At 40.3% G+C, this 25,750-nt stretch carries 21 protein-coding genes, 1 pseudogene and 1 riboswitch; of the genes and pseudogenes, 10 read left to right on the forward strand and 12 right to left on the reverse strand.

Features of this window, described 5'->3' with window-relative positions:
- Positions 1-26 precede the first annotated feature (26 nt).
- From ACZZZK_RS09210 to ACZZZK_RS09230, 5 genes are all read right to left on the reverse strand, one after another.
- Positions 27-347, reverse strand: coding sequence for a DUF6660 family protein (locus tag ACZZZK_RS09210; protein ID WP_440790377.1), 321 nt, complete (start codon positions 345-347; stop codon positions 27-29).
- Between the two features lie 414 nt (positions 348-761).
- Complete coding sequence (locus ACZZZK_RS09215) at positions 762-2,942, reverse strand: TonB-dependent receptor (protein WP_463483879.1); 2,181 nt, start codon at positions 2,940-2,942, stop codon at positions 762-764.
- A gap of 825 nt (positions 2,943-3,767) precedes the next feature.
- Entirely contained in the window at positions 3,768-6,311 is a 2,544-nt protein-coding gene (locus tag ACZZZK_RS09220; RefSeq protein ID WP_463483880.1) for a heavy metal translocating P-type ATPase, read from the reverse strand.
- Positions 6,312-6,719: 408 nt separating this feature from the next.
- Positions 6,720-7,052: a hypothetical protein gene (locus tag ACZZZK_RS09225; protein WP_463483881.1), complete on the reverse strand. Its 333-nt coding sequence runs from the start codon at positions 7,050-7,052 to the stop codon at positions 6,720-6,722.
- Positions 7,053-8,344: 1,292 nt separating this feature from the next.
- The gene (locus ACZZZK_RS09230; RefSeq protein ID WP_008245450.1) at positions 8,345-8,683 is read right to left on the reverse strand and encodes a four-helix bundle copper-binding protein; all 339 of its coding nucleotides are present in this window, start codon (positions 8,681-8,683) and stop codon (positions 8,345-8,347) included.
- 227 nt (positions 8,684-8,910) lie between these two features.
- Positions 8,911-8,979: riboswitch (Fluoride riboswitch) on the forward strand.
- A 42-nt stretch (positions 8,980-9,021) separates the two neighbouring features.
- Here ACZZZK_RS09230 and ACZZZK_RS09235 point away from each other — a divergent pair.
- The 4 genes from ACZZZK_RS09235 to ACZZZK_RS09250 are packed head-to-tail and all read left to right on the forward strand — an operon-like array spanning position 9,022 to position 12,644.
- The gene (locus ACZZZK_RS09235; RefSeq protein WP_124910972.1) at positions 9,022-9,576 is read left to right on the forward strand and encodes a phosphatase PAP2 family protein; all 555 of its coding nucleotides are present in this window, start codon (positions 9,022-9,024) and stop codon (positions 9,574-9,576) included.
- Between the two features lie 4 nt (positions 9,577-9,580).
- On the forward strand, positions 9,581-9,994 hold the full coding sequence (locus ACZZZK_RS09240; protein WP_008245453.1) for an EamA family transporter: 414 nt from the start codon (positions 9,581-9,583) through the stop codon (positions 9,992-9,994).
- A gap of 58 nt (positions 9,995-10,052) precedes the next feature.
- Entirely contained in the window at positions 10,053-11,333 is a 1,281-nt protein-coding gene (eno, locus tag ACZZZK_RS09245) for a phosphopyruvate hydratase (protein ID WP_008245454.1), read from the forward strand.
- Positions 11,334-11,351: 18 nt separating this feature from the next.
- A complete protein-coding gene (locus ACZZZK_RS09250) occupies positions 11,352-12,644 on the forward strand; it encodes a voltage-gated chloride channel family protein (RefSeq protein WP_008245455.1) in 1,293 nt (430 codons plus the stop codon).
- Between the two features lie 160 nt (positions 12,645-12,804).
- On the opposite strand, the gene ACZZZK_RS09255 is transcribed toward ACZZZK_RS09250, so the two are convergent.
- From ACZZZK_RS09255 to ACZZZK_RS09265, 3 genes are read right to left on the reverse strand one after another with little or no spacing between them, the layout of a single operon-like run.
- Entirely contained in the window at positions 12,805-13,194 is a 390-nt protein-coding gene (locus ACZZZK_RS09255) for a YidH family protein (RefSeq protein WP_008245456.1), read from the reverse strand.
- A gap of 40 nt (positions 13,195-13,234) precedes the next feature.
- A complete protein-coding gene (locus ACZZZK_RS09260; protein ID WP_056095394.1) occupies positions 13,235-13,741 on the reverse strand; it encodes a hypothetical protein in 507 nt (168 codons plus the stop codon).
- The gene (locus ACZZZK_RS09265; RefSeq protein ID WP_056095397.1) at positions 13,734-14,633 is read right to left on the reverse strand and encodes a LysR family transcriptional regulator; all 900 of its coding nucleotides are present in this window, start codon (positions 14,631-14,633) and stop codon (positions 13,734-13,736) included. Before ACZZZK_RS09265 ends, ACZZZK_RS09260 begins: the two co-directional genes overlap by 8 nt.
- A gap of 144 nt (positions 14,634-14,777) precedes the next feature.
- On the opposite strand from ACZZZK_RS09265, the gene ACZZZK_RS09270 reads away from it, so the two are divergent.
- The 5 genes from ACZZZK_RS09270 to ACZZZK_RS09290 all read left to right on the forward strand — a co-directional run bounded on the left by ACZZZK_RS09270 (position 14,778) and on the right by ACZZZK_RS09290 (position 19,143).
- Positions 14,778-15,863, forward strand: coding sequence for a c-type cytochrome (locus ACZZZK_RS09270; RefSeq protein WP_082491480.1), 1,086 nt, complete (start codon positions 14,778-14,780; stop codon positions 15,861-15,863).
- Positions 15,864-15,882: 19 nt separating this feature from the next.
- The gene (locus tag ACZZZK_RS09275) at positions 15,883-16,338 is read left to right on the forward strand and encodes a DsrE family protein (protein ID WP_008245470.1); all 456 of its coding nucleotides are present in this window, start codon (positions 15,883-15,885) and stop codon (positions 16,336-16,338) included.
- A 19-nt stretch (positions 16,339-16,357) separates the two neighbouring features.
- Entirely contained in the window at positions 16,358-17,278 is a 921-nt protein-coding gene (locus tag ACZZZK_RS09280; RefSeq protein ID WP_056870676.1) for a molybdate ABC transporter substrate-binding protein, read from the forward strand.
- 11 nt (positions 17,279-17,289) lie between these two features.
- Positions 17,290-18,039 (forward strand): substrate-binding domain-containing protein, encoded by a 750-nt coding sequence (locus tag ACZZZK_RS09285; protein ID WP_008245473.1) that lies wholly within the window; start codon positions 17,290-17,292, stop codon positions 18,037-18,039.
- 117 nt (positions 18,040-18,156) lie between these two features.
- On the forward strand, positions 18,157-19,143 hold the full coding sequence (locus ACZZZK_RS09290; RefSeq protein WP_008245480.1) for a YeiH family protein: 987 nt from the start codon (positions 18,157-18,159) through the stop codon (positions 19,141-19,143).
- A 6-nt stretch (positions 19,144-19,149) separates the two neighbouring features.
- Here the strand turns inward: ACZZZK_RS09290 and ACZZZK_RS09295 are convergent, their stop codons facing one another.
- The 4 genes from ACZZZK_RS09295 to ACZZZK_RS09310 all read right to left on the reverse strand — a co-directional run bounded on the left by ACZZZK_RS09295 (position 19,150) and on the right by ACZZZK_RS09310 (position 24,264).
- The gene (locus ACZZZK_RS09295) at positions 19,150-20,541 is read right to left on the reverse strand and encodes a beta-propeller fold lactonase family protein (RefSeq protein ID WP_056095402.1); all 1,392 of its coding nucleotides are present in this window, start codon (positions 20,539-20,541) and stop codon (positions 19,150-19,152) included.
- 3 nt (positions 20,542-20,544) lie between these two features.
- Positions 20,545-21,141, reverse strand: a complete 597-nt coding sequence (locus ACZZZK_RS09300) for a DUF305 domain-containing protein (protein ID WP_082489588.1) — start codon at positions 21,139-21,141, stop codon at positions 20,545-20,547.
- A 92-nt stretch (positions 21,142-21,233) separates the two neighbouring features.
- Complete coding sequence (locus tag ACZZZK_RS09305) at positions 21,234-22,430, reverse strand: sulfite oxidase (RefSeq protein WP_008245487.1); 1,197 nt, start codon at positions 22,428-22,430, stop codon at positions 21,234-21,236.
- A gap of 295 nt (positions 22,431-22,725) precedes the next feature.
- The gene (locus ACZZZK_RS09310; RefSeq protein WP_088300340.1) at positions 22,726-24,264 is read right to left on the reverse strand and encodes a SulP family inorganic anion transporter; all 1,539 of its coding nucleotides are present in this window, start codon (positions 24,262-24,264) and stop codon (positions 22,726-22,728) included.
- Between the two features lie 270 nt (positions 24,265-24,534).
- On the opposite strand from ACZZZK_RS09310, the pseudogene nhaA reads away from it, so the two are divergent.
- A pseudogene (nhaA, locus tag ACZZZK_RS09315) lies at positions 24,535-25,708 on the forward strand (Na+/H+ antiporter NhaA).
- The last annotated feature ends 42 nt before the right edge of the window (positions 25,709-25,750 follow it).

A 25,750-nucleotide genomic window follows, 5' to 3' on the forward strand; every position in this document is an offset into this window, starting at 1 on the left:
CACAGCATCGAAATGAAGATCGATTTTTAACTTAATTTAGGCGGCTGCCAAACAGATAATGGTAAAGAGATAACCTCACCCCTGTAAGCTTCATTATACTCTGAGCTTATTGGTTTTGAGATTACCACAAGAGGTGTTGAAGAAATAACTTCAGAAGTGGTATTACAGCACGAGCAAACGCAGAACGGTGAACAAAAATCACTGCGTTCTTTTTCTGCAGAATGTGTTGTTATGCTTTTTTCAGTTAAAGGTCCACCATGCAACTTGCCCATAGCCAATACGTCAGCGCATGGAATGCAGCTGAGTATTACGATAATGAAGCAGAGAAACAAACTGGATATTTTCACTTTCAAAATTTTACCAAATATATAAATTTATTTAAGAACAAAATTTTTTAGTCCTGGTTTGAAAAAATTTAATACTTTTTAATTAAAATAAACATAGCCTACCGGTTTCAACCCATCATTCAAAAGTTTCACTACTTGAACAAGCAACCGGAAACCTCCTTTGCCCAAACCAAAAAACTTCATATAATCTGGGTAAAAAGGAAAGGAAGTTTTCATTTATTGATGAGACAAGTCCAGGGTAACCTTCAACCTTACACAACTGACCTTATCGGCCAGCATAGACTCTTCTGATGGAACATGGCTTTTAACCGCGATGACAGTTTCAAATCAACCGGCCAGGGATTTCTTAAATATCAAATCCCTGGCCCGGCTAAAATGTGAATTAACTACACAGAAAGGTCAATTACCCCAGGTTTAAAGTTTGAATTTTATCCCTCCGTTTATCACAAACCCATCGACAGGAGCATAGATGTCCCTGAAAACAGGACTTGTAATGCTTCCTGTATAGATAGAATCAAAGCTGGTCTGCCTGGTGTCCGTTAAATTCTCAAAATTCACAAAAATTGAAAACCGTTCCCAAAGCTTTTCTCCCATCAGACCGGCGGTCCAATAGCTTTTACCAGTGGCACCATCATTTAGCAACTGTTTGCTGAAATAGTATGCCTCTGCACCGATCTTCCACTTATCTTCAATCTCATACATCAGTACATTATTTAACCTGTGTTTTGAAACCAGCGGATAACCCGTGCTGGCACTTGCTGTATGCTGGTTTACATCCGCCAATGTATAACCTATGAAAAGTTTAAAATCACCATAGGTTACTTTGGCATTAGTTTCCATTCCCCTTGTATCTAAATTGCCTTTCGGCTGTACATAGGTGAGATTGCCACCACTAGAGGCCATCAACAATATCGGGTTATTGATACGGGTATAAAAAAACATCTGGTTGATGCTGAATCCAACCGCTCCATCAAACAAGGAGGTGCGATAGTTAACATCATAGTTGGCGCCATATGAGCGTTCCGCCTTTGTATTTGCCACATCTAAAGGCGCTACATTTCTGAACTGGATCCGCTCGGCATCTTCGGTAAATACAGTTGGCGCCTTATAACCTAAACCACCGCCTAAGCGGGTAGAAAAATGTTCATTGATCTTCCACAATCCGGAAATTCTTGGTAAGAAGAAAAATCCGTATTCATTGTGGTAATCTCCCCTTACTCCTGATTCAAGACTAATTTTTTTAGATATGTTCCAGGTGTTCTGTGCAAATGCCCCAATGGTATTATAATTATAACTTCTGAGTGCATTATTACTGTTCTGGTCTTCCTTAAAATTGTCGGTCAAAAAGTTCACCCCCAACACCCAGTCTGCTTTTTCTCCGTTACGGCTATAATTGACCTCACTGTAGGTTGACACTTGAACGCCTGAAAAAAGGTAATTTGGCAACCCGATACTCCGGTCGTAATAGCTGACCGAATTGCGGATAACAAGCTTTTCTTTTTCACTCAGTTTATGGTCCAACTCAACCTGAGAGCTGTAACGCCCGGTTTTATTCTCCTCAAAATAAGAATGGGCAGCACTGCCATTTCCCTTCACATATTCCAGGTCGCCGCCAATCCGTTTTTCAGTTGTGGCGTTGATTCCGGCCGAAAGCGTAGTCGCATCATTGAAATAAAAATATAGTTTGGGGTTCAGGGTGAAACGGTCAAACTTGGGGATAGCGGTTAAGCCAATATCAGAAGGATCATAGGCAGTCCCTTTGTTGTATGCACCATAAACCGTGATACCTATTTTATCAAATTTCTGTCCATAAAAACCACTGGCATCCAGACCCAAAGCAGAAGTACCGTTCAAAAGGAAATTAAGCTGACGCGTTTCAGTCGGCTTTTTAGAAACCAGGTTTACCAGTCCAGCAATTGCCCCACCTCCGTATAGGGTGGACGATGAACCTTTGATCACCTCTACCTGCTGCAGATCCAATGGGGCAATTTGAAGCAGGCCCAATCCACCAGAGAAACCAGAGTATAATGGAAAACCGTCTCTAATGATCTGGGTATATTTTCCGTCCAGTCCCTGTATGCGGATACTGGAATTTCCGCTGGTCGCAGAAGTCTGCTGGGTCTGGATGCCTGTGCTTTCTGCCAGCATCATGCGGATGTCGCCAGGTTTCATATTCCCCTTTTCATCCAGTTCTTCCCCGGCGATGACCTCGACCCGTGTAGGAATATTCTCAATGGTACGGCTGCTCCTTGTAGCTGAGATCACTACGTCCTCCAGTTCCTGGTCTTCTTCAGCTTCAGTAAGTAAAACAGTCAAAAGGTTAGTTTCAGCAAGGGGAAAGGTCAGCGTATCGGTTTTTGTCTGGTAGCCTAAATAACTAAATTGAATAATCTGTTTACCTGAGGGTATACTATTAATACTTGCATTACCTGCCGTATCTGATTTACCGCCAATGGTCGTTCCAAGCACTTTTAACGTGGCTCCTGAAAGTACCTGGTTTGTCTTTGCGTCTTTGATGACGGCTTTATATGTATTTTGGGCAAAGGCGGTAACTGTAAACAACAGTATAGCCAAAACCACAATCGTTCTTTTCATAATGATCTTTAAATAATGATTTCGATAAATATGTCCATTTAGGACAATAGGAAAATAAACTACGAAAGTTTGGGGGGCTGCCAGATGGAAATAGAAATAGCCTGAAGTTCAAGCGGAATATAAGCCGTATTGTGCTGAACAGGTAAAAGGTGGACCGCAAAAACGATCATTGTCCGTGTAGTGATGGTAAAGCCGATACAGTTACCGCAGACATAAAACGGTGAACAGCCTTTGCAGCAATTATCATTATGTTCACTGCAGGCATGTTTTTCCGCTTTATCGGTTTTCAGTGCATGGTTATCTTCTCGCGCTACAGCACAGCATGGTATCGCGGTTAGCGTAAATATGATGAGAGATAAAACCAGGGCAATGAATTTCACGGTGTAAAAGTATAAAATTTACTGATACCCGCGCCGTTATTATATGATATTATCGGTTGCAAAGCAGGCATAATAAAGAATAAGAGTATGGCAATATCAAATTGGATTATTAATTGATTGAGGGTTTTTGCAAGCCTCAGGGCCCCAGCAAACTCACTAGTCAGGGGGGGATCGCTTTTGGAGATGCTTCCACATCTTATTTAACACGTCAGAATTCAATTTCGACACTATTTTATCGGTTATGGATCTGACTGCATTTAGATGGAGTATAGATATCACTATATAAAATTAATAGCCCAAAATAAATTTGATTGCATTTGTAGTGGCTATAAAGTCAAAAGGTGCACTTTACCTTTTCAACCGCTTGAAAAACCAGGTCAAATCAGCTTCCCCATCATTGGTAAAACATATCGCCATTACATAGGCTTTCATTGTTCATTAAAACCTAATCAATCTTTGTACTTCTCAAGCGCAAAGAATTCAAAATTACAGAAACAGAGCTAAAGCTCATCGCGAGTGCAGCCAGCATAGGTGAAAGCAAAATCCCAAAAAAAGGATATAAAATGCCTGCCGCGATCGGAATACCCAATATATTGTACCCCAGTGCAAAAAACAGGTTTCCTTTGATATTTGCCATAACTTTATGGCTTAACAGCCTTGCCTTGGCGATCCCATTTAAATCTCCCTTCACCAATGTGATTGCTGCGCTCTGGATGGCAACGTCTATCCCCGTGCCCATCGCTATACCGATATCAGCCTGAGAAAGTGCAGGTGCATCATTGATGCCATCGCCTGCCATGGCTACCTTTTTGCCCTGGGCCTGTAGTTTTTTTATTTCATTCAGTTTGTCCTCTGGCAGCATCTGAGCCTTAAAACCGTCCAAATTCAAGGTTTCGCTTACTGACCTTGCTGTATCCTCATTATCACCTGTAAACATTATTACCTCGATTCCCTCATTTTGGAGTTTTCGGATTGCATCTGCACTGGAAGGCTTGATCTTATCAGAAATCACAACAAATCCGACAGCTTTATTTCCTACAGCTAAATAAGAAACGGTTTTACCCTGCTTTTGAGCGGCTCTAACCTGTTCCTCTAATTCAGGATCAATTGTCGCTTTAACATGTTCCATTAATTTTTGGTTCCCTAAAGCCAGTTTTTCAGCCTCCAAACTACCCATTACTCCCTTTCCCGTGATCGCCTCAAAGTTTGATATAGGTTTAACATCTATCTTGTTTTCTTCCCCATAACGCAAAGTTGCCTGAGCCAATGGATGTTCGCTGCTGCTGTTCAAAGCCACAATTTTTTCAAGAACATCTCGCTCTGTAAAATCCGGATCTGCACTGACCACCTTTTCTACCGAAGGTTTACCTTCGGTTACCGTACCGGTCTTATCGATGACCACTACATCAATCGCATTCATTTTCTCAAGGGACTCGGCATTCTTGATCAGTATCCCAGACTGAGCACCCTTACCTACTCCGACCATTACCGACATTGGGGTTGCAAGGCCAAGCGCACATGGACATGCAATAATCAATACCGCGATTGCATTTACAAAAGCATAAACGTAGGCTGGATCAGGGCCATATACTGACCACACTATGAACGTTGCGATGGAAATCAATACCACAACAGGCACGAAATAACCTGAAATTTTATCCGCCATTTTTTGAATGGGTGCTTTTGAGCGGCTGGCCGAATTCACCATTTCTATGATCTGCGACAAAAGCGTTTCTGAACCCACCTTCTCTGCAAGCATCACAAAGGTTTTATTTCCATTGATCGTGCCCGAACTTACCTTGTCCCCGATATTCTTCTCCACGGGAACGGGTTCACCGGAAATCATGGATTCATCGATTACAGCTTCCCCAGTTTTGATACTCCCGTCTACCGGAATTTTTTCACCTGGCTTAACCCTCAGCAGATCTCCTTTCTGGATATCATCAATAGATACTGATATTTCCTTATCCCCAACCACTTTTGTTGCTGTATTCGGGGCTAGCTTCAGCAGCTCCTTAATGGCGCTGTTGGTTTTGCCATGTGCCCTGGCTTCCAAAAGCTGGCCAAGCAATACCAAGGTCAGGATCACGGTCGCCGCCTCAAAATAAACAAAAACGGTACCATGATGTGTTTTAAACTGATCAGGAAAAAAATCTGGAAAAAGAAGTGCGACAAGGCTAAAAACCCAGGCAACTCCTGCACCAATTCCTATCAGCGTAAACATATTCAGTTTCCAGGTTATTATAGATTGCCATGCCCTCTGAAATAACATCAAGGTAGCATAAAAAACTACGGGAATAGAAAGCGCGAACTGAACCCAGTTCCAGTACTTAAGTTCCAATAGATCAAACAAAGGATTATTTGGAATCATTTCAGTCATGGCTATAACAAAAATGGGTATAGTAAAAATTGTGGCTATCCGGAATTTTTTGAGCAGGGTTTCATAAGTTTTATCTTCCTCTTCAATATCTACCCCCAATGGGATTAGGTCCATGCCGCAGATTGGGCATGCGCCCGGTTTATCCCTGATAATCTCGGGATGCATAGGACACGTAAACTGTGAAGAGACTTTCTTTACAGGTTGTTTTACCAAGTCCATCCCGCATACGGCGCAATGTCCCGGCTTATCATAGGTCTTATCTCCTTCGCAGTGCATCGGACAATAAAATAATCCTTCAGCTCCATTTTTACCAAGCTTTTGAGCGCTGGAATTTTGTCCATGGGATAATCCACGATGGTAATAATCTATATGTTCAACCGCTTTTATAACATGTTTTTCTTGACCACCCATTTCAATGCCGTAATGTCCGGCGGCAGACAGCGCCTCCTGCAATTTCTCTGTTGGGATATGCTTTTCCATTGTAATGATGGCTTCAGCCGGCTCCAGGGATACATTTGCGGAAATGCCATCAATGCCATTCAGCGCATTTTCAACTTTGGTCCGGCAGCCCTGACAGCTCATTCCGGTTATTTTATAGGTGTGTTCCATGTTGTTGTTTTTTATCGGCTGGTAGCTCAAATTTAGTTATTTACCAAGTATTTATCTTTCTCTCGAACAAAGCTGCTAATACCATAGCAAAATGGTTTGATCACATCATTTGGCTACAACCCTTCATAAACAGCAAAGCCGGGAAAAGTTCCCGGCTTTGTAATTATTTACATTTTTTGCATCCACCAGTGTCTTTGCACTGTTTACTGCAATAATCTTCACATACACCTTTTGTACAGGATTTTGAGCATTTGTTGCAATTGTTCATTTTACGATTGCAACATGGCGTGTTGCCTGCGAAAGTATATGTAGATAGACTGATCAACATCATTGATGTGATGATAAGAAACTTTTTCATTTGAATATTTTATTGTTGTGATAAAAAAACCGGCGTTAATTTTAGTTTATTTATATCAACACTACTTTCGGCGGGTGCCAGAAAGGGAATGAAAAGTCAATTGTGCTTTTACGCGCTAGATTAATTGAACAATTTTTAACTTCTATAGGAACCGTTGGCACTATTTGAATCACTTTGTTTATAATAAATCCTGGCACATTGCAGCATAGTTTAGTCAAACACATGCCCATTGCTTTATCGCTTTTGTGCGACTTGCATGGCTTAGCCATACCTAATTGCATACAACATTTTGGCTCTTTATCGTATTGCATAGCCTGTACTGTTCCAGTAACAACTGAAATCAGGCTCATGCAGATTACCATAAAAATTGCAATGACTTTCATGTTCGCAAGAAACCTTTTTCTGTTGCAAGAACTTTATATAATTTTATAAATTTGTTATATAATTTCTCGCTTTCTATAATTGCTAGACGAAAATAACGAATCCTAGGTTACAGTAAAGTATGACTGGAATTTAAAAATTAAAATTGCAGACATATGGAAGTCGGCTATCTAGTCAAAAAATTTCCAAACAGCTTTCTGAACAAAGCAACCTTAATTAACTAATCTTGCCACAACCTCATCAACAAAAATATTATTGAGACTACAACAAGTAGAATTCTTGAGCTCTAGCATTTGATCAAATCCCTTGGAAGCCGGCATATATATTTCAGTGAGTACCTAGTTGATTTTTTACACAATATCCTAATTTTCTTATTATCCAATCAATCTTCCTTTTTATTATAAGACTTCTTTTTTCGATAGTGACCTTCAACTTTATTTTTCAGCATATTTTCAAAATGGACTACAGCCTCACAATGCTCATAAAAGTTCGAACTTCCGCGGATTGCCCCTACTAAGTGGCAATATGAGGCATCTAAAAAGTATGCCTCTTATTTTTTAAGCATTAAGAACTTGAAAATAAGTCACTTACAATAGATTAAATTGAATTTTTCGGTTCGAACTTTTTAGAATTTTCCCTAAAATTAAGATATACCGCAACTATTTATAAAACACCAATTGTCTAGACATCAGTGTTGAACTCCATAAACTGCTATCTAATTAGCCAAATAAGCATGTGGATTAGTTTCAATTGCGAACATCGATCAGCTTGAATATTATTCAATTATAGGATAAACGGGGGGAAATCCGTTTGGTCTAAATTTTTTTACAATTATGCGCAAATGCCATGTAGCTTGCATTTAATTTAGAAGGTACATACCCTCGGTTTAACAACGTGATTGATTTAACACCGCCATTGAAATGAAATTTGTATTTTTTGTTTTTTGAAATAATTTGATGAAGCGGGAATTGAAAGTTCATGCATTATTTAATGCATTCCTCAACTCGCATCTAGCCTTCATTTTCATAGAATTCGAATTATCAAGTACTCATCATCAAAAACTGAAATTCTTATTTGAATAATGGAATGAGTTTATGAGAATCATATCCTAAAAAACCCATTTTTTTAAGGCTAGAGAAAGGACATACCAAGAACAACCTCAAACCTTGGTAAATATCAAATAATGAGGGAATAATGAAAATAAAATGAATGGAATAAATTTGCCTATTTATAAAAATGAAAGGGCAACTAGAATGCTGCCCTTAATCAATTAATGCTCACGGTGATTGGCATCTTAAGCAGCTACTCCTGTCATTCTTCTGCATTCTTCCGCACAAGCCTTACAAGCATCTGCACATTCCTGACAATGCTGGGTATGATGATTACTACACTCATCTCCGCATTGCTGGCAAATATCTGCGCAAATACGGCAAATGTCTTGAGCAAAAGAGCTACCCATACTCATCAATTGAGCGGCAGAGTAGCAGATGGCTGCACATTGCATATCAAGCTCAATACACCGCGCCATCATTTTCACGTCTTCTTCCTGAGTGCATGAACTTGCACAATGATTGCAAATTGAAGCACACTTTAAGCATGCATCAATACAGTTTTTCCATTCATGGTATCCCATAACTTTAATTTTTTAGGGTTATAAAAAAAATTCCTATATAGATAACATGGTTATTTCCAGGCGGTTTCATTTTGTTTAAGAAAAGCTTTAATCCCGTGATATGATGCTTGTTTAAACGGTAGAAGAATAAGAAACTGGTTCTCGTATTCAAATAAGGAGGAATAGTGATAAATTAAATTCTCAACACCTACTTTAAGATTTTGCACATCATTTTATTAGTATTATATTTGCAATACGGAAATGGTGTCCTTCCGATTCAACCGCTTTTTTCAAAAGCTGATGGCGCCTACAATAGAAATTCCAGCAGGTAATAAAATCTGCCGGTCAAAGTATTGTAGGTGAAAAAATTAAAAATAAATTCTCAACTCTTATTGCTGGCAGCTATCTTAATTGCGCTTGTCTTACTTTGTCTGTCTGCCAAAGTGAGATCAGTGTTAGCAATGGTCCTGCCGGTTGAAACTGAATGGTTCTTGTGGATAAATCAGCACCATAATGCATTCTGGGATACGATCATGTACTGGGCCAGTGATAAGCGTTTTTGGCTTCCTTTTTATGCCTTCATTATTTATTGCCTCTTCCAGAATTTCTGCAAAAAAATTTGGCAGGTTCTTATTACCATTGCGCTACTAGTTGCTAGTGCAGATCAGATTGCTTCAGGACTGATTAAAAACACCGTTAAGCGTCTACGCCCTTCCCATGAACCGAATCTAACTACGATCATTCATTTAAGTAAAGCAGGTGCGGGTGGGATGTATGGATGGCCATCCGCTCTTTCATCACCTATCTTCAAAAGCATTCTTTCCGCTGGTTCGGCATTTACCGGATCATTGCCGGAGCAACGGTTCTTGTACTCATTTACTTTGGAATTATTCAATAACGGAAAATTAACATAAAACTATGTGGTGGATCTACGCGCTATTATCAGCTTTCTTTGCTTCCCTTACGGCCATCTTTGCAAAAGTCGGCGTAACCAATGTCAATTCTGATTTGGCTACTGCCATACGAACGGTGGTAATACTGATTGTAGCCTGGGGGATCGTAATGGCCAGAGGCGAACTTAAAGGAATTACGGAACTGTCAAAGCATAACCTGCTATTTCTTTTTTTATCTGGCCTTGCCACCGGCTTGTCCTGGATATTCTACTACAAGGCTTTGCAGATCGGGAAAGTGTCCCAGGTCGCCCCTGTTGATAAGTTGAGTGTTGCCCTAACTATTATACTTGCAATGGTGTTCCTGAAAGAAGCTCTTACCCTGAAAGTATTCTTTGGTGCCCTGCTGATCATTGGGGGAACACTGGTTTTGATCTTTTGAGAAACTCAATTATTTGTAAGCAACCGAAATACTAAAAATCAATATAAAACAAAAAACTATGAAATTAACTAAAATTCATGCCCGTGAAATTTTGGATTCCAGGGGCAATCCGACAGTAGAAGTAGAAGTCACTCTTAACGGAACAACAGCAAGGGGTATTTCTCCATCCGGGGCAAGTACGGGTGAAAAAGAAGCCGTAGAGCTTAGAGATGGTGATCCAGAGCGCTATAATGGTAAAGGCGTGGAAAAAGCAGTAAAAGGGATTAACGTCGAAGTCGGCAAATCAGTCACCGGCTTATCCTTTGAGGGTCAGCAGGCCTTCGATGATCATATAATTGGTCTGGATGGAACCGAGAATAAATCAAGGCTCGGCGCAAATGCGATGCTTGCGGCCTCAATCGCCTTCGCCCGGGCTTCGGCCGTTGCAAAAGGGATTCCCTTGTATAGGCAGCTAGTGGAAAGGGAAGGTTACGTAATGCCCGTACCGTGCATGAATGTCATTAATGGGGGAAGGCATTCTGATAACAACATCGATTTTCAGGAATTTATGATTGCCCCTCATAACGCCCCCTCGTTTAAGGAAAGTATCCGTATGGGCGAAGCTGTTTTTCATTCCCTGAGAAGTCTGCTAAAAGCGAAAGGCTATTATACCGGAGTTGGTGACGAAGGTGGGTTTGCGCCAAATCTGAGTTCTAATGAGGAAGCCGTCCAAATCATCATGGAAGCGATACATATTGCCGGTTTTGCTCCAGGCAAGGATATTTCCCTTTGTCTTGACCCAGCGACCAGCGAAATGTGGAATAATGGAAAATATGAATTTTATAAAAGTTCTAAAGAACGGATCACAACAGATGAAATGATTGGCTTTTGGGAAGGATGGTTAAAAGAGTACCCAATTATCCTGTTGGAAGACGGGTTGGGCGAAAACGATTGGGAGGGATGGAAAAAGCTGACCAGCCTTTTGGGAGACAAAGTGGAATTGGTTGGAGATGATATATTCTGCACCAACCCGAGTATTATCCAGCAGGGAATCGACCAGGGCATTGCAAACAGCGTACTGATTAAATTGAACCAGATCGGTACAGTTTCCGAAACGCTAAAGGCCGTAGAACTAGCCCAAAAAAACGGTTACAATTGCTTTATTTCTCACCGCAGTGGTGAAACTGAAGACACGACAATTGCGGATCTGGTTGTCGCTACCGGTGCGGGGCACATCAAAACAGGAAGTGGCTGCCGCTCTGAAAGGGTATCTAAATTTAACCAGTTGCTTCGGATAGAAGAAGAACTTGGTGATAGGGCATCATTTGCAGGAATCAATACTTTTTATAAAAAATTATAAATCAGCCGCTAACCTACAATGAAACATAATAAATTTTTATTTGAACACCTTTCGGTTTTTAAATATGCGGTTCGATGGACGCTGCTTATACTTCCTGTTGCCATTGCAATAGGAAGTATGGTTGCCTTGTTCCTTTGGCTGCTAGGCTGGGCCATTCACTTTCGCTTTCAGCATACCTGTCTCATTTTTCTGCTACCTTTAGCAGGTATTGTGATCCACCTGATTTATCAGTCAGTTGGTAGGTCCTCAGAAAAAGGAAATAACCTGATCATGGATGAAATCCATAGGCCGGGTGGTGGAGTGCCCAGGCAGATGGCGCCAGTAATCTTAATAACTACAGTGATTACCCATTTGTTTGGCGGATCGGCTGGAAGAGAGGGAACCGCGGTACAAATCGGAGGAAGCATCGCAGGAATGTTTAGCCGCTGGTTTAAGCTAAATGAGGTAGACACCAAGATGCTCCTTACCGCGGGAATTGCAGCCGGGTTTGGGGCGGTGTTCGGAACACCGCTCACCGGTGCCATATTTGCAATGGAAGTTCTGGCCATTGGAAGAATAGAGTACAAGGCTTTACTTCCCGCATTAATTGCCAGCGTGCTTGGTGATCTTACTGTCTCTGCCTGGGGCATCCATCATACCGCTTATCACATCGATCTCATAGAGAAAAGTGCCTACTTTCTATCTGAATACCTGCCGGTAAACCTACTCCTGCTTAGTAAGGTTATTCTAGCATCCACATTGTTTGGTCTGGCCAGCTACCTGTTTGCTGTAATGGTGCATGAGATCAAGGCCTTTTTTTCTAAAGTATGTAAGATCCAGTGGCTTATTCCTGTTATCGGTGGTCTGATTATTATAGGCTTGACTTACGCCATCGGGAAACCGGATTACTTAAGTTTGGGCGTGGATAGCGAATACCAAGGAGCCGTTACAATTCCCTCTGCTTTTCAGCCTGGTGGAGCAGATACTTGGAGCTGGTTATGGAAGACCATTTACACAACTTTAACATTAGGAACTGGATTTAAAGGTGGTGAGGTAACGCCTTTGTTTTATATTGGCGCAACATTAGGCAATGCACTTTCGACCTTATTAAATGCTCCAGTTAGTTTGTTTGCTGCCCTTGGATTTATTGCTGTTTTTGCTGGTGCAACGAATACACCCCTTGCCTGTACGATTATGGGTATAGAACTTTTTGGTAGTGAATACACCATGTTTTTTGCGGTAGCCTGTTTTACAGCCTATTTTTTCAGTGGCCATTCAGGTATATATTCTTCACAGCGTATTGCGGTACCCAAAATATTTACGGGAACATAAAATATTGACTTATCCTGTTCCTGTGGATTATCATAAAGAGGTGAAATTTTTATAAGATCCTTGACCAATGCAATCAGCAATTTATATCAAAAAACAACGCTATATCGACCGCTTTCCTTCCTCTCTTTTCTAAAGCATCAAGTACAGATGATTTAACTGCCTATGTTGTTTTAATAAGGTAGAGCAGTAAAAGTATACTAGCTATGAAAACTAAAGCGGTTAAAACTTTAACAAAAAGTGTTGAATGGTAATACACCCCCTGATTCAATTGTTCTTTCGTTGAATTATATCTTAAGTAAGAACAAATGATAGTAATTGCTCCCAGGGCAACTAGAAAAATCCCGATAATGCGGGAATCTCCGGTTTGGTGCAGGGGCACTTTACTCCCCAGTGCGGCACTGATCTGCTTGATAAATAGCGAGAATTTCATCACCACGAAGCCAAATCCCATGATACCAATACTGGTTCTGATCCAGGCCAAAAATGTTCTTTCATTAGCCAAATGGTCTCCTGCATGCTGTTTGGTGTTTTCCTGATCTTGAATTTTCATCTTGTTCTGTATCGGTATATTACAGCAATATATTTGCATGTTATGTCAATATCGATGCCAGTTTGGAGATGATAACCCTGGTATCCCGGATGCAAGTAAGCCTGTTTGATTCAGTGCCGGCAGGATAGCAGGTAACTGCAATTTCTTCGATAAACGATAAGCCTGATAGGTCAATAGATTCTTTAACCTCTTGTTCAATGCTTTTCATTAGGATCATGATTAATCGGGGTTGATATGTTCTGATTTTATGAGCTAATTGCTCTATTCCCCCCTGCCTCTGGTTTTTTCTGATTTTAACTGACGATTTATCAATAGGTGTACAAGTTAGATGTTCCAAAAAGCATCCCGTGCCTTTAAAGAACTGCAAAAAATCTTCTACAGATTTAAAATCGCCAAATACCTCACTAAATGCAAGATAAATTGTTCGAAACAGATTAGTATTTCCCAGGTAAAAATGTTTATCGTCACCTCCAGGAGCTTCAGAAACAAAGAGCAGCAGCACTTTAGCTGGCTGATATTGCCTCGAAATTTCGGTAACACTATACATTATAGTTGTAGCTTTTAGCGAAGCGCATAAATAGTTCCGCCAGAGCGTCCTGCTGACCATGAAGCTGAATGAAATGAAACGGCCTTTCGATAACCATATCCTTGATATCTATGATGCGGCATTCATTATTCTTGAGCTCTTTCAATATGGAGTGGATAGATAAAAAAGCCAGGCATTTGCTGTGAATCAAATAGGATTTAATGCTTTCGGTACTACCTAACTGCATTTCTATATTTAAGTCCCCCACCTTTATCTGGTGTGCTTTTAAAGCATATGCAATAACATCTAGTGTACCAGAACCAGGTTCACGAAGTAATAAATCATAATCCTTCAACTCATTCGGTTTGATCATTTCCTTTTTCATGGCATAATTGTGACCAGAACACACCAGCACCAGCTCGTCTTTTAGATATTGTTCGTATTTAATCTGTGGGTTCCGGGAGATGCCTTCAATGATTCCAAAATCTATTTCCTTAGCAATCAAACGCTGCTCTACATCTTCTGTGTTTCCGGTAACCAGTTGAATTTGTATATCCTTAAACTTATTGTGAAACTGTGCCAATACAGGTGGAATGATATATTGTGCCACAGTACTGCTGGCACCAATCCTCAATATTCCTTTATGCTGTTTAGTAAGTAGATTCATATCATATTCCAGTTCCCGGTAAGTTCCAAAAATCTGTTCTGCGTAATGCAACAATAATTCGCCGGCTGGGGTGAGGCTGATTTTTTTGTTTCCACTGCGTTCAAATAATGACATTTTGAACTCCTGCTCTAATTCTTTAATGTGTTTGGTTACAGCAGGCTGACTGATAAATAACTCTGCCGAGGCCTTTGTAAAATTCAGCCTTTTAGCGACAGCATAAAATACTTGCAAACGGAAATCTATCATACACGGTTTTAGTAGATAACCTAAGATACAAACAATTTGTTTCAACGGGTACTGACATCATAACCTTACGTTATCATCAATAACTTTTTATGCTTTTTCTGATGAGTAGAATAAATGCACATTTGTAACAGAAAAATATTGGTTATGAATAAGGAATCAACAGAAAAAGAAATCAGACAAGCACTTATATATACAGCCAGGACAACGGCTATCATTGCGTTTCTATTTGTTGCTTGTGGAACCATTTTCATCTGCACTTTATTTTTTAATGGGCAGCCAGATGTAGTGACAGCAAAAACCAAACAGGATGTGGAAACCGGTATAGCTGCTGTTAACGTCAAAAGCCAGGTTGTACCTGCTGATGCCTGGAAAGCGCCTGATGAAAATACGATTCCGGCGGACACCAAGTACGGCCAGATGATCAGGTATGGCAAAGAATTAATAGCACATACGAGCAAATATTTTGGGCCAAATGGATCCATAGCCCGTATTACAAATGGTATGAATTGTCAGAATTGTCACCTCGAGGGTGGAACCAAACTGTTCGGAAATAATTATGCTGGTTTTATTTCCAGTTTTCCTAAAATGAGTGGCAGATCAGGAAAGGTTGAACCTGCATCGGCACGTATTGCAGAGTGCTTCAATCGAAGTCTTGCAGGCAAAGTACCAGACGAATCTAGTAAAGAGATACAGGCAATGCTGGCTTATATGAAATGGCTTGGAACAGGTGTAAAAAAAGGGGAGAAAGTGTTTGGAACGGGAACCGAAAAATTAAAATTCCTGGATAGGGCAGCGAATGTCAAACATGGAGCGATTTTATATACCAGTAAATGTCAAAGTTGTCATGGTGCAAATGGTGAGGGAATACTTGATGAAGACAAACTAACTTATGTTTATCCGCCATTATGGGGCAAACACAGCTACAATGATGGCGCAGGGATGTATAGACTCAGTAACTTTGCGGGGTTCGTAAAGAACAATATGCCATATGGTGCCAGATATGGAGATGCGCAGTTAAGTGATGAGGAGGCCTGGGATCTCGCTGCTTTTGTGAACTCACAGCCAAGACCACATAAAGATCAGGGAAAAGATTACCCTGATTTGTTAAAAAAACCTTTTGATGCGCCATACGGACCATATGCCGACAAATTTTCTGAAAATCAACATAAGTATGGTCCATTTGCACCAATTGTAACCTCCGAAAAACAAGTAAAACTAACAACTAAATAAATCATCAAAATCTAAAATCATGAAAAAAATAACCTTAATCTGTACATTATTTTTGCTGATCGCAGCAACCTCGGCCACTTTTGCCCAAGCTACACCTGCTAATTTTACAGGGGCAAAAGCCACCCTGAAAAATTATAAGGCACTGTATGTAATCAATAACGGTGATGAGAAAAAGATTGCAGGAACACTTCGAAACCTAAAAAATGCACTCGACGATCCCAGGTTAAAAGGGAAAATCAATGCAGAACTTATTGCCTTTGGAGATGGCGTAGCTGTTTACCAGAAGAACGGATCTTTTGAAAAAACATTGTTAGAACTGCAATCCAGAGGAGTAATTCTTGCACAATGTGAAAATACCGTCAGAGAAAGGAAAATCGAAAAAAATACCTTATTTGATTTTATCAGTTATGTACCCAGCGGCAATGGTGAAATCATCATCCGTCAATATCAGGGATGGGCAGTTGTACATCCTTAAACCAAATAATTAGAAAATCATGAAATATATAAATCACACCTTTTTAGCCACAGTTGCATTTTTATTGCTTTGTGGAAATGTTAAGGCCCAGGATCATCGCTTTGATCCGCCCTGGAATACTCCACCTGAAAGTAAAGTTCAGTTCACAGTACCTGGAGTAGACAATGTGCCTGATCTTTTTGGAGACATTAATGATCCCCAACTGGTGGTTTTCTTTGCCGGTAACCAGTTTATGTGCATTGACGAATTAATTGCAGCCTTTAAAAAGTCATATCCACATTATCAGCGGGTATTTGCCGAAACGCTTCCCCCAGGCATTTTAGCCCAACAAATAAAAACCGGTAGCATTGTGGTGGGCAACATGAGAATTACCTTAAAGCCGGATGTTTATACAGCTGGTAAGAACCGGATAGACATGACCCCTGAATGGTTTAGCAAAACGACTTTATATGCTAGAAACAGGTTGGCAATCATGGTCCAAAAGGGAAATCCGAAGGCATTGAAGTCACTCAAAGATTTAGCAAATAAAGAGCTGAGGATCAGTATGCCCAATCCAGAGAATGAAGGGATCGGTAAACGTATTGAAGAAGCCTATGTGAAAGCTGGAGGGGAAACATTAAAATCTACCATCATGGAAGATAAAGTTAAAGATAAGACTACTTATCTTACCATGATCCATCATCGCCAATCACCAATGAGGATCCTATACAACGAAAGTGACGCCGCTCCAGTATGGTATACTGAGGCCTACTATCAGAAAATGATTGGCCATCCTGTTGAGCTCATTGAAATTCCTGAAAAAGAGAATATCCATGCGCAATATATAGCGGGACAGTTAAAAGATGCGCCACATCCGGCCGCTGCAAAAGATTTTATGGATTTTTTGATCAGTCCGCAGGCTGCTGCCATCTACAAAAAGTTTGGTTTTGATTTACCTTAAACATAAACACAATGAAAAATATATTTTTAACCATATTGTCAGTCGTTGCTGTAGTGACCATTGGGAATGCACAAATCCCAAACGATACTTTATATGTCTATGGTCCCGGTGGGCCGCTCGGACCGATCAATGAATGTGCGAAGGTTTTTGGAAAGCAGCATGATATCGTAATTAAAGTCACTGCCGGGCCAGATAATGAATGGATGCCGGATGCAATGAAACATGCAGATCTGTTCTTTGGAGGAGCAGAATACATGCTTTCAAAATTCATGTCTGACCACCCAAACATGATAGTGGCGAACTCTCGGACAGAGTTATATAAACGTGCGGCAGCGATCCTGGTACGGCCCGGCAATCCTAAAAACATCAAAAATCTGGGCGATCTCTGTAAACCAGGTGTGAAAATTCTTGATGTGAATGGGGCTGGGCAAATGGGGCTTTGGGAAGATTTGGCAGGTCGACAAGATCTGATTGCAAACATACAGCAGCGTATAGCAGGTACATTTGCAAATTCGGCATTGGGTATTGCTGCATGGAAAAATGATCCTCAATATGATGCCTGGATAACATTTGGCTCCTGGCATAACCGTTTACCAGACCTCACCTCAATGGTTAGGATTCCTGTTACACAAACAGTCTATAGAGGTACACCTGTAGTGAGGGGTAGCACTGGTACGCATAAGTCGGAAACTGAGGATTTTATCAAGTTTATGCAATCCGATAAAGGACATCTCATTTTCAAAAAATGGGGTTGGGAATAAATAATGTCTAAAAACTTATCTTCTATAACATGAAGTTATGGAAGATAAGTTTTAATGATTTGATCGGGGTTTATTAGTTATGGATCTTTGAATTAGAAAATAAAGACAATCAAAATTATGACACAAATCAAAGACAATTCAAATTCTTCTAAAATAAAGGCGGGTAACCTGCTAAACTTAAATTTAAACACCCGTAAAATTATCTTCATCCTGGCAGTTTTGCTGTGCCTCTTTCCATTTATGTCGCCTCCTTTAGCCTTATTGCTAGGATTAGTATTGGCGCAACTAATGGAACATCCCTATCTGCATTTAAATCACAAGGCCACAAACCTGCTGCTAAAAATTTCTGTTGTCGGGCTAGGATTTGGAATGAATGTATTCAGTGCAATGAAAGCAGGAAAAGAAGGCGTACTGTTTACCGTAGTTTCTATTTTCGGAGTGCTTATCATTGGTTTTATCCTGGGAAAAGTATTTAAAATAGAACGTAAAACATCTTTTTTGATATCAGCTGGAACGGCGATCTGTGGTGGAAGTGCTATTGCTGCATTGTCGCCTGTAATGAACGCAGAAGAAAAACAGATCTCCGTTGCAATGGGTACTGTTTTTATACTCAACTCGGTGGCCTTATTTCTTTTCCCCGCTATCGGACATGCGCTTAACTTGTCACAGTCACAATTTGGTATGTGGTGTGCCATTGCTATTCACGATACCAGTTCTGTTGTTGGGGCAGCCAGTAAATATGGTGAACAAGCACTACAGATAGCCACAACTGTTAAGTTAGCCAGAGCACTATGGATTGTTCCCGTAGCGTTTGGTACATCTTTCCTGTTCAAAAGCAACAATAGCAAAGTTAGTATACCCTATTTTATAGGGCTATTTATCCTGGCAATGATCGCCAACACCTACTTACCTTTTATTAAGCCTTTTGCGCCCTACTTTGTAGCATTAGCAAAAGCAGGCTTAACTTTAACCTTGTTCCTGATAGGAAGCGGACTCTCATTTACTATCTTGAAAGCAGTGGGGATAATGCCACTGTTACAAGGCGTAATTTTATGGATAGTAATTTCAAGTGCTGCATTATGGGCAGTTATATCTTTGGTTTAAAATACATTAGTTACTGATCATCACCAGCTTTTTTGAAAGATCATCAATAAGAACCACATGTTTATAATCGGCGCCACCTGTTCCTACACTCTTAATTATCCCCGAGGATTGACCGCTAAAAGCTCCTTTTTCATCGGTCTTAAAAGAATTGATGACATAATCTGCGTTAAACGTATCATTTGAGGAGTTGGTTAACGCTAAAGTATACGAAGTATTTGGCTCGAGTTTTTTAAAGTCCTGTTGGACAAGATCAGTCAAGCCTACGCTTCTTACGTTTAGCATGCCTGATGACATTGAATTATCCTTATTCATCAATTTAATCACCTGACTTTTGTCTGCAAGATTAAGCGGGGTTAAATTTTCTTTTGAGGCATTTGCAGGGCTGGCATTAGCGGCGTACAACAATGCTTGCGGACATTGTCCAATAGCAATGGTTTTTACAACGGCCATTTTTACCAGATCAACCACTTGTACCTGGTCATCATTTTCTAATCCGACATATGCAAATTTACCATCTGCCGAAGTCCAGACGCCATGTGGCAATGATCCTGTCGCAACGCTATCAGTAAGCTTGAAATCTTGTGAAACACTAAATACTTTTAAGCTGTTTTCTCCGCCAATGGTTGCCAGCATCACAGGTGAATCATTAACTAAAGTAAAAGTGACATGGTTGGTAATTGGACCTGTATTTAGTACTGTATGTATCGTATTTGTCTCCGTGCTGATGACAGTGATCTTCCCTACATCCTTATGTGTCAATGCAATCCATTTCCCATCAGGACTACAGAATATATTTGGAGAAAATGGACTAACTACTGGAATACGCTTTACAATAGCATAAGAAGTTGCATTCACTACATCCACTTCTGCAGTAAAGCTGGAACAAATATAAGCCCATTTTCCATCTGGAGTAAAAGCAACCATTCCCGGGCCGTCGGCTACTGGAATTTGCTTGATTTCAATCAGTTTATTTGCATCAATTACGCTGATATACGATTCTCCTCTTACCGATATCCATGCCTGTGATCCTGAAGGGTTAAAGGTTGCCTCATGCGGTGAACGTCCGATATAAACAGTTTTTAAAACTTTATTTTTTGCTGTTGAAATAAAGGTTACTGAATTTGATCCAATGGAAACCGCTGCTAGTAATTGCCTTTTAGGGGAATAACCCAGGCCATGAACCAGGGCCTGTCCCTTATATAGAGGACTTAAGATATCAGGTTGGGGTTTACCAAGAACAATATTTCCTAATAGCGTTTGTGTTGAGGGATCTAAGACAGAAACCGTATTAGATATCTGATTGCCTGTATAAACCCTGTCTTGGGCATAGATTGATTGTGCTTTTGATTGTAGGGCAAAACTGAATATTAATAGCGTAAACAAGGATATCTTTTTCATATGTTAATGGGAGTTTGTAAATGTCTTCATTTGTTGGATTTCTATCTGTTCATCTGAGATAATATTCTCGGCCAGTCTTTTTACATTTTTATTTTTTCCATACCGCAACTCAACTTTAGCCATGTCGATGGCAGCCTGATGGTGAGGAAGCATTATCCTTGCAAAGGACAGATCAGTATCAGACAATTGTTTTTCTTCAGGCATTTGTTCCATCATCACTTTCATCATCTTCTGGTTGGCGTTTTGATGTTGGTTGCCTGTAGCGATAAATCCTTCAGGATGGCTGAGCAGGAGTCGCATTTGCTGAATCTGGGTTTGTTGCTCAGCTTTGATACTTTTAGCTAGCTGAATCATTTCTTTATTTTTTCCGGTCTTAATCTCTTCTTCTGCCATATCAATAGCACCCTGGTGATGTGGGATCATCATTTGTATGAAATCTCTGTCTGCAGATGTGGTAGCTGATATTTCATCCATCTTCATCATCATATGAGCCATTTGCCCAAGGAAGACATTTTTTTTAGTTGCCATTTGCATGTGTTCATGTTGTGCTCGTGCAGAGAAACTAGCAAATAGTAGAAGTATAGACGTGAATCTGATCATGGTTTGATGTAGAATATTAATTGTGATAAACTGTTTATGCCAAACAAGCCTTATGCGATAACCGCAAGATCCTGAAATTTGTTCTTATTGAGCTATATTACATCTACATCAATTGGCGAGATAAAATTAACCATGTAAGTTCTTCTGTCTAAATCATGCTCCATGGGTTGCGTTTTGCCATTTTGATCTGTCGCTCTAGCCATTAAACTATATCTTCCAGTCTTAGCAGGAACCACCCATTCAAATTCAAATAGCTGCCAGGCGAAAGGGATAGCAGGACCAATTAATTTTGCTGGTTGCCATGAATTTCCTTTATCCGTGCTTATTTCTACTTTCGATAGGTTACTATCACCTGACCATCCTGCACCCCTTACTTGATAAGGTTTTCCAGCCGGCACCGCTTCAAACAATACCGGCCTTGATATTTCAGACTTAACCAATGTAGTGGTTACGGGCGTCAAGGTAGGTAGTCCTTCAACACGCTTCCAGTAAGCATATTCAATCGTCTGCCAATAGCCATCAAACGGCTTTTCAGATGCAGTAATTTTCATCAGCCATTTCACAGATGCCATACCATACCATCCTGGAATAATTGCCCTTGCCGGGAAACCATGTTCAGCACTCAATGGTTTTCCATTCATTTCATAGGCGATGATGATGTGATCCTGCATTGCTATATTTAACGGAATGCTTCGGGCGAATTTGATTTTTCCTGGTGATTTCGGCTCTTCTGTAATCATCCCCTCATCATTCCCTTCCAAAATAATGTCTACCGTACCCACCTTTATGCCAGCCTTCTTTAACAATACGGATAAAGGTACTCCTGTCCATTCAGCATTGCTGATCCCACCTTGTTCCCATCCTAAACCCTTCACTTTTGGGGCGAGGTTAGCACGTCCGTTTCCGGCACATTCTATAGTAGCCATTACCTTTTTTGCAGGAAGCTTTTTAAGTTCGCTCAGATTGATCTTTATGACATGATTGGTGTTGCCGCCAATCTCTAATTCCCAATTTGTAGCATCAATATTGGGAATATTAAAATGACTCCTGATGAAGAACTGGTTATTTGGAGTAATCCTGTTTTTTAACGTAGGAAATGGAAACTCCATATTTAATGGCTTTTTCTCTCGCGTAATAAGTCCTGGAAAGTCATTGTCTTCTCTGGTTTGTTGAATCTCCTTCGCCGAAGCCCAGGATGGTATTGTTGCGCCAGCTATCACCGGGATAATTCCAGTAACAAAATTACGTCTGTTTAACGTGTAGTTTTGTGATGTTTTGTCGTTTTTCATTTCAATAAATGTAGGTGATTACAATATAGCCAAAAATCTCTCATAGGATAACTTGTATTCTTCCTTTTTCTTGATGGTTGAAAGGAAACAACTGTAGACTTTACTTCATCGCTGGCCTGCTAGAAAAGACACAATAGTTCTATAACTGTTTATCAAATACTCATCTCAATTTCTATCAAAAAACGGTGGAATAGTGATAGGACTAGCAGTCATCTTTCAAAAAACGAGGGAATAATGATAACGGAAATACTGGAGGAGCTATATAAAAAGCTCCATCCAAATTTCTAATTTATACTTAAGATTTGTCAATAGCGACACGATATGTCGGATCTTCATATATATTAACATCAATAACACTTTCAGCGTTTTTAAGTAGTAGCCTACAATCTTCGCTTAAATGTTTTAAATGAAGTTTTTTACCCGCGAGATGGTATCGTTCTGTTAACTTGTTTAATGCTTCAATAGCAGACATATCCGACACTCGACTGTCCTTAAAATCAACAATTACTTCAGATGGGTCTTCATTAACATCGAACTTTTCAGTGAACGCTGTAACTGAACCAAAAAACAATGGCCCATAAATTTCGTAGTGCTTGGTGCCACTTCCATCCACGAATTTTCTTGCACGAATCCTTTTTGCACTCTCCCAGGCAAAAACAAGTGCCGATATAATTACACCAATTAAAACTGCAAGGGCGAGGTTATGAAGCCAAATGGTGATCGCAGCCACCAGTATGCCAATAAATATATCTTGTTTTGGCATTTTATTGATGATCCGTAAACTGATCCACTCAAAGGTTCCTACGGCCACCATGATCATCACGCCTGTAAGGGCAGCCATTGGAACTAAACCAATTATCGGTGCGCCAAACAGAATGATAAGCAAAATAGTGAGTGCTGCCACTATGCCCGACAGGCGGGCTCTCGCCCCTGCTGAAAGATTTACCAAAGTCTGAGCAATCATTGGACATCCTCCCATACCATAGAAAAAGCCATTCAGAATATTGGCAATACCCTGAGCTATTGATTCACGGTTACCATTCCCCCTGGTTGCAGTAATTTCGTCTACTAGGTTAAGTGTTAACAGCCCCTCGGTAAGCCCAACTCCTGCCATGATCGCGGCATAGGGCAATATAATTTGAAAGGTTTCAAATGTCAATGGAATCTGAGGAATGTGAAATGGTGGAAACCCTCCGCTGACAGAGGCAATATCGCTTACTGTTTTAGTATCGATACCGAACCCGAGGACGACAAGAAAAACAACAATAATAGCAACCAGGGATGGTGGTACCGCCTTTGTTATCTTTGGAAAGAATAGTACGATAGCAATGGTAAGCGCAACCAACCCGGCCATGATTAAAAGTGGGCTACCGGTCAACCAGGCCTCTTTTCCATTGATGATGGTTTTGAACTGTTCAATCTGGGCCATGAATATAATAACTGCCAGTCCATTAACAAAGCCATACATTACCGGTTGGGGAACAAGTCTGATAAATTTCCCAAGCTTGAAAAGACCTACCAGGATCTGAAAGGCGCCGGCGAGGGCTACAGCGGCGAATACATATTCAATTCCATGCGCCTGCATCAAAGCAATCAGCACAACTACGACTGCTCCTGCACCGCCTGAGATCAGACCTGGACGACCGCCCAGAACTGAGGTTACAAGCCCCATAATAAAAGCTGCATAAAGACCGACCAAGGGGGGGAAACCCGCAAGGATAGCGAAGGAGAGCGATTCAGGCATCATGGTCATGGCCACAGTGATGCCAGCCAAAATTTCGGTTTTGTAGTTGACTTTTTGAGATAAGTCAAAAAAACGTGTACGTAAGAACATACCAATAAAATTAAAGGTCAAAAATTATAAAATAAGGGGCATTGCCCTAGCAAGGGATTATGCTAAGGGAGAAAAGAGTCACTGAAAGAATTCAGGGCTTTGTCACAGGGTTATATGAAACTTGTTTAACTTTTCTCATTTCGATTGATGCAAAAATAGAAAAATATTTTTAAAATCTGTCATTACCTATGGTTTTGCTCTGGTGTCTGAATTAACAGGAGGCAGATTTAGACCGTAAAAATGAAAATGTTATATTTGAAAAATATGCCAATGTCGATCAACAAAAAGGTTTTTAAAGACTTTTTCAACTCTACAACATCAAGTGGGATTATCTTATTTTCCTGTTTAATTTTGTCTTTAATAATAGCAAACTCGCCACTGGGTGAAGGCTTTGATAACTTTTTAGCGAATCAAATTGGATATGAAACCACCAGTTTACATTTAAAGTATTCTGTTGCGCTATGGATCAATGATGGCCTGATGGCCATTTTCTTTCTTTTGGTGGGACTTGAAATTAAAAGGGAAATTGTGGAAGGTGAACTTTCCTCACCTAAAAAGGCAATACTTCCGATTATATGTGCGATTGGTGGTGCCATTGTGCCGGCAATAATCTATACCATATTTAACCGTGATACGCCAACTGCTAGCGGATGGGGTATACCAATGGCTACAGACATTGCTTTTGCACTAGCCATTCTATCGCTCCTGAGTAAAGGTTCCACTTTCCCTAAAGATCTTTCTAGCTGCCCTGGCTATTGTTGATGATCTGCTTGCAATATTAGTAATCGCGGTATTTTACTCTTCGGATCTCCACTATATGAATATGGTTTATTCCGGGGCTATATTGATACTACTGTTCCTCTTTAATCGCTTCGGGTTAAAGAACCTTGCCTTTTACCTAATTCCAGGTATTTTTATCTGGTACTTTGTTCATCACTCAGGCATTCATGCAACTATTGCAGGAGTTTTGATAGCGCTTACACTACCCACAACAGCAGATCATAAAGAGTCTCCACTGGAAAAACTAGAGCATGCACTTACTAAACCCGTTAATTTTCTGATCATTCCAATATTTGCACTGGCCAACACCAACATCCGTTTTGAAAACGGCATGGTAGAAGGGCTTTTTACAGGTCTGGGAATGGGCATTGTGCTAGGTCTGGTTATTGGTAAACCTTTGGGTATATTATTTATATCATGGCTCAGCGTAAAGCTTAAGCTAAGTGAGCTACCTGAAAATGCAAAATGGGTTCATATCCTTGGTGTTGGCCTACTTGCAGGTATCGGGTTTACCATGTCCATATTTATATCAATCTTATCCTTCGCTGACCCGCTGCTTGTTCAGGAAGCAAAGTTTTCAATTCTTGTCGGCTCCGTAATATCAGGACTATTAGGTTATTTGATTTTAAACCTTAGCAGCAAAAAGAGAGATCAGAAGAATTAAAATTAATATTCTGATAAATTTGTTGTTTCATTAATAAATCGT

The sequence above is a fragment of the Pedobacter sp. AC163 genome (genome assembly GCF_979258665.1).